The organism is Vibrio sp. 10N.261.52.C11 (assembly GCF_041471405.1).
Classification (GTDB): domain Bacteria; phylum Pseudomonadota; class Gammaproteobacteria; order Enterobacterales; family Vibrionaceae; genus Vibrio; species Vibrio crassostreae_C.
In genome coordinates this window covers 1-1,169 of record NZ_JBFROI010000165.1, presented here as the reverse complement: position 1 = coordinate 1,169, position 1,169 = coordinate 1, and the positions used below count along the sequence as shown (strand labels likewise).

The window sequence follows — 1,169 nt, the reverse complement described above, 5'->3', positions numbered from 1 at the left end:
CAATTTAATAATAGGCATTTAAATTTTTGATATTAAAAGAAAGGATTGATATGGTTGATGTGTTATTGCATCCTATTAATTTAGGTTCAATTGTTTTAAAAAATCGTATCGTTATGCCACCTGTAGCATTTTCTGAAGCCACTAAATCCGGAAACTTCGTTAACGATATGATGGCAACATATTATTCTCGACGTTCATCTGCGGGATTGAGAATCGCTGTGGGAAATCTGTTTTATCCGAAAGAACAAGAGTATTCGTTGCCTTCTGCTCTCGATACTCAAGAACAGATTATGGAATGGAAAAAAATCACTGATTCAGTTCACAAAAGTGGTGGCGTGATTTTCGCTCAATTATGGTACGGTGGTCACCCCGAAAATATCGATGGTGGACAATCTATTACTTCTTCCGTAGTCAAAAAAGATAGTGTTAAGGTTTTTGTTGATACTAAAAATCGTAATCAGGAGTTTGTCGGGGCAGCAATACCAAAAGAAACTACAAACAGTATTTTCGACATCGCTGAAAAGTATCGACAAGTTGCTTTGACTGCTATGACGTCTGGCTTTGATGGTGTCGAACTACATGTAGAAAATGGCTATTTCGCTCATCAATTCATAGAATCAGAGGGCAATACCTTCGTTTATGAGTATGAAGGTTTTACAGAGAATCGCCTGCTTTTTTGAATGTGGTTGTTGATACTCTTATTAGTGCTATAGGAAAAGACCGTGTAGGGGGTCGCTTGGCTCCATTTGCACCTCTAAACGGAGCTGTCGATAAAAATACAGCAAAAACTTATATATCAGCAGTTAAATCTCTCAATAAATCGCGAGTTGTCTATATTCATATAGATGAATTTGATTCGGGTGATGACCCAGCAATCCCTATAGAGTTTAAAATAGCTATTCGAGATTTATATAAAGGAATAATAATTTCTACTGGTCGATATCATTCCGAACAGGCCAGAATAGCAATAGAGTCTGATTTAACTGATATGGTAGGGTTCGGTCCACTGTTTATGCCCCCCCTCCAACTTACTGAATAGAATTAAGAATAATTAGAAATTTTGTAAATATAACTCTAAACTTTATTCACAATTGGTAGAATAGGATTGGTTGATTATTTTTTATTTTATTAAATTGATATTTATTAGCATCTTACGGTACATATGACAA

The 1,169-nt window shown here is 35.5% G+C and carries 1 pseudogene; it reads left to right on the top strand.

Annotated features, from left to right (window positions below):
* Nucleotides 1–50 precede the first annotated feature (50 nt).
* A pseudogene (locus tag AB4323_RS24555) lies at nt 51–1,039 on the top strand (alkene reductase).
* The last annotated feature ends 130 nt before the right edge of the window (nt 1,040–1,169 follow it).